The following is a 4449-nucleotide window of genomic DNA, read 5'->3' as shown; positions in this document are numbered from 1 at the left end:
TAAGCCTTGCGCTTGAGGCGCGGGCAATGGCCGATGATATCCTGATCGGTGATACGCCCAAGGCGCGCAAACGGCGGGGGCGGCTGAAGGGGGTTCAGGCGGCCGGGCGGCTTTGGAAACATGCGACCCTTGCCGATGTGATCGGCCTGATCACCCCGGAAGAGGCGGCCAGCTTTTTCACCTTTACCCTGGTGCGCAACCCCTGGGACCGGATGGTCAGCTATTATCATTGGCTGCACGGGCAGGGCTTTGACCATCCTGCGGTGCATCTGGCAAAGGCGGTTGATTTCAGCGGCTTTTTGAACGCACCGCAAACGCGGGCCACCTTCACGCAGGCGCCTTATGGCAGTTATCTGCGGCTGCCGGATGGGCGGGAACATTGCAGCGTCTATCTGCGGCTTGAGCATCTGGAAAAAGACGCCGCCGCGCTTGAGGCGCATCTGGGCTTTGCCGTCACCCCGCTGGCGGTCGCCAACCCCTCAGAACGGGCGCGCGATTGGCGCGGGTATTACAGCGATGCCGATGCCGCGCTTTTGGGCCAGATCTGCGCCGAGGATGTGGCGCGGTTCAACTATTCCTTTTAGCGGCAAAACGCCGGACGGTAGAGGGCCGCCCGGCATTTCGGATTTTCAAAAGCCCCGGTCAGGCTGCCTTGGCGCTGCCGCCAAAGCGGCCGTAGAAGGTCTGACCCTTTATGGCCATTTCACGCAGCAGTGTCGGCGTGGTAAAGCGCGCGCCATAACGCGCCGTCAGCGTATCGCAGATTTCCACCGCGCGCGATGCGCCCAGAATATCAAGCCAGCTGAACGGCCCCCCCGACCAAGGCGCAAAGCCCCAGCCCAGAATGGCGCCGACATCGCCTTCGCGGATATCTTCCAAAACGCCCTCTTCCAGCGCGCGCACGGCCTCCAGCACCTGCGCCATCAGCAGGCGGTGCTGGACCTCGGTCAGGTCGGGCTGGGTGTCGACCTCGGGGTATTTCTTGCCCACACCTTCCCAGATATCGCCACGCTTGCCGGCCTCGTAGGTGTAAAAGCCCGCGCCGGCCTTTTTACCCATCCGGCCCTGATCGGCCATCCAGAACAGCACCTCATCCACCGCGCCATCGGGGTAGGCATCGCCCATCGCCGCACGGGTGGCCTTGGCGATCTTTACCCCAAGGTCAATCGAGGTTTCATCAACCAGTTGCAGCGGCCCCAGGGGCATGCCCACCAGTTTCGCGGCGTTTTCCACCAGAACCGGGCTGACCCCTTCGGCAACCATGCGGATACCTTCGTTGATGTAGGGGATGATGCAGCGGTTGGCGTAAAAGAACCGCGCATCATTGACCACGATCGGCGTCTTGCGGATCTGGCGCGCGAAATCAAGCGCCTTGGCCACCGCCACCGGTCCGGTCTGCTTGCCCTTGATGATCTCGACCAGCAGCATCTTGTCCACCGGGCTGAAGAAGTGGATGCCGATGAACTGTTCGGGGCGCGCGCTGGCCTTGGCCAATTCCGATATAGGCAAGGTTGAGGTGTTGGTGGCAAAGATCGCGTCCGGCGGAAAGACCGCCTCGGCCCTGGCGGTGACATCGGCCTTGACGCCGACATCCTCAAACACCGCCTCAACGATCAGATCGCACCCTTTCAGCGCGCCATAATCGGTGGTGGCGGTGATCCGGGCCAGAACCTGGTCCTTCTTCTCTTCGGTCACCTTCTTGCGCGCGATCCCCTTGTCGAGGATGTCGGATGAATGGGCCTTGCCACGGTCTGCGGCGTCTTGGCTGGCGTCGATCAGTACCACCTCGATGCCGGCATTGGCCGACACATAGGCGATGCCCGCCCCCATCATCCCGGCCCCCAGGATGCCGACCTTTTTCACCGTCTGATCAGCGACCTGCGGCCGGTTCGCGCCCTTTTCCAATGCTTCCTTGTTGATGAACAGGCTACGGATCATCGCCGAGGATGAGGGGTTCATCATCACCTGGGTAAACCAACGCGCCTCAATCTTAAGCGCCTGATCAAAAGGCACCAACGCGCCTTCGTAAACCGCGCTCAGCAGGGCCTTGGCGGCAGGGTAAACGCCCATCGTCTTGCTGTGGACCATCGCGCTCGCGCCGACAAAGGTCATGAAACCCGCCGGATGATAGGGTGCCCCGCCCGGCATCTTGTAACCCCTGGCATCCCAGGGCTTGACCAGATCAGCGTCTTTTGCGGCCAGAACCCACGCCTTGGCGGCGGCAACCGGGTCGTCTACCACCTCGTCGATGATCCCGGCGGCCTTGGCGGCCTTCGGGTTGCTCAGCTTGCCTTCCAGCAGGAAAGGCGCCGCCATCATCGCGCCCATCTTGCGCGACAGCCGCGTAGTGCCGCCCGCGCCGGGAAAGATACCGACCATGATTTCGGGAAAGCCGATCTTGGCCTTGGGGTTGTCGGCCGCAAAGATCCGGTGGCACGACAGGGGTAGTTCAAGCCCGATCCCAAGGGCAGTGCCGGGCAGGGCGGCCGCAACCGGCTTGCCGCCTTTCAGGGTTTTCGGGTCCATCCCGGCGCGCTCGATCTTGCGCAGGATGCCGTGCATCATCATCACACCCTCGAACAGGCCCTTGGCGGGTTCGGCGCCCGCGTCCTCCTTCATCTTGGCGATGACGTTCAGGTCCATCCCCCCGGCAAAATCCTTCTTGCCCGAGGTGATGACGATGCCCTTGACCGCAGCATCGGCCAACGCGGTGTCGATCATGTCGTTCAGTTGGGAAAAGCCCGCGAACGACATCACATTCATCGACTTTCCGGGCACGTCCCAGGTGATCGTCGCAACGCCGTCGGCGTCAAGGTTATAGGTAAAATCGGTCATGTCACTCTCCCTCAGACGCGTTCGATGATGGTGGCCGCACCCATGCCCGAGGCGATGCACAGCGTCGCAAGGCCAATGGATTTGCCGGTGCGTTCCAACTCATCCAGCAAGGTGCCGATGATGATAGCGCCGGTGGCGCCCAACGGGTGCCCCATGGCAATGGAGCCACCGTTGACGTTCACCTTGGCGGGATCCACGTCAAACGCCTGCTGAAAACGCAGCACGACACCCGCGAAGGCCTCGTTCACCTCGAACAGGTCGATGTCGCCAAGGCTCATCCCGCTGTCGCGCAAGATCTTTTCGGTCACGGGAACCGGGCCGGTCAACATGATTGTGGGGTCAGTGCCGATCTTGGCGGTGGCGCGGATCCGGGCGCGGGGTTTAAGGCCATGCGCCTTGCCGAATTCGGCATTGCCCACCAGAACGGCGGCGGCACCATCCACAATGCCGGAAGAGTTTCCGGCGTGGTGGACGTGGTTGATATGCGAAAGGTGCGGATATTTCATCATCGCCACCTTGTCGAACCCGGGCATCACCTCGCCCATGTCCTTGAAGCTGGGTTTCAGCGCGCCCAAGGTTTCCATCGTGGTCTGCGGGCGCATGAATTCGTCATGGTCCAGAATGACCAGACCGTTCTGGTCAATTACCGGCACGATGGATTTGGCAAAGCGTTTTTCAGCCCAGGCTTGCGCCGCGCGGCGCTGGCTTTCCACCGCGAGGGCATCGACCTGTTCGCGGCTGAACCCATATTCGGTGGCGATGATATCGGCCGAAATGCCCTGCGGCACAAAGTAGGTTTTCATCGCCAGCGACGGATCAACCGCAATCGCCGCCCCGTCCGATCCCATGGCAACCCGGCCCATCATTTCAACGCCGCCCGCGATATAGGCCTGCCCGGCCCCGCCCTTGATCTGATTGGCCGCCAGATTAACCGCCTCCATGCCGCTCGCGCAGAACCGGTTGATCGCCAGCCCCGGGATGCTTTCGTCCAGATCGGACAGCAGCACCGCAGACCGTGCAAGGCAACCGCCCTGTTCGCCAACCTGCGTGGCATTGCCCCAGATCACGTCCTCAACAGCGTGGCCCGCCAACCCGTTGCGTGCCTTGACGGCGTTCAGCAACCGCGCTGAAAGCGCGACCGACGTAACCTCGTGCAAGGCGCCATCGGCACGGCCCTTGCCGCGGGGGGTGCGGGCAGCATCATAGATATAGGCTTCTGTCATTTTATCCTCCTCAGGTCCGGTCTGCGGGGCTGCCGGGCATCAGCGCATAGGGGTGTTTCCAGCCGGGCAGGGCGGCAATACGGTCCAGCCAGCGATCAATATGGGGCCAATCGGCCCGCTCAAAGCCAAAGGGCTCGGGGTAATAAAGATACCCGCAGCAGGCCAGATCGGCGATCGTCACCACGTCGCCCACGATCCAGTCACCGGCGGCCAAACGGCTATCAAGTATCTTATAGGCGGCCTTCAAGCGGCCTTGCTGAAATCTTATAACCTCTGCCGGGCGTTTTTCGGGCGACAGGAAGTTCATCAGAAACCGCGTCGATCCGATCACGGTGGACAATTTGTGATTGTCCCAAAACATCCAGCGCAAAACCTCGCGCCGCTCGGCCGC

At 62.0% G+C, this 4449-nt stretch carries 4 protein-coding genes; 1 reads left to right on the top strand and 3 read right to left on the bottom strand.

Annotated features, from left to right (window positions below):
• Nucleotides 1–584 (top strand): Type II secretory pathway, pullulanase PulA (locus ACM62R_RS04980; RefSeq protein ID WP_415182958.1); only part of this gene is annotated, 584 nt, incomplete at its 5' end.
• Between the two features lie 58 nt (nucleotides 585–642).
• Here the strand turns inward: ACM62R_RS04980 and ACM62R_RS04975 are convergent.
• From ACM62R_RS04975 to ACM62R_RS04965, 3 genes are all read right to left on the bottom strand, one after another.
• Complete coding sequence (locus ACM62R_RS04975) at nucleotides 643–2835, bottom strand: 3-hydroxyacyl-CoA dehydrogenase NAD-binding domain-containing protein (RefSeq protein ID WP_415182957.1); 2193 nt, start codon at nucleotides 2833–2835, stop codon at nucleotides 643–645.
• 11 nt (nucleotides 2836–2846) lie between these two features.
• On the bottom strand, nucleotides 2847–4058 hold the full coding sequence (locus ACM62R_RS04970; protein WP_415182956.1) for an acetyl-CoA C-acetyltransferase: 1212 nt from the start codon (nucleotides 4056–4058) through the stop codon (nucleotides 2847–2849).
• A 10-nt stretch (nucleotides 4059–4068) separates the two neighbouring features.
• Nucleotides 4069–4449: glutathione S-transferase family protein (locus tag ACM62R_RS04965; protein WP_415182955.1), on the bottom strand; the 381-nt coding region annotated here is incomplete at its 5' end.

Source organism: Phaeovulum sp., assembly GCF_047638075.1.
In the GTDB taxonomy this organism is placed as follows: domain Bacteria; phylum Pseudomonadota; class Alphaproteobacteria; order Rhodobacterales; family Rhodobacteraceae; genus UBA6197.
This window is presented reverse-complemented; position numbering and strand designations above follow the sequence as displayed.

Excerpts from the sequence above, each read along its gene's own strand:
- ACM62R_RS04975 (WP_415182957.1), bottom strand. The coding sequence starts at position 2,835 with ATGACCGATTTTACCTATAACCTTGACGCCGACGGCGTTGCGACGATC.
- ACM62R_RS04970 (WP_415182956.1), bottom strand. The coding sequence starts at position 4,058 with ATGACAGAAGCCTATATCTATGATGCTGCCCGCACCCCCCGCGGCAAG.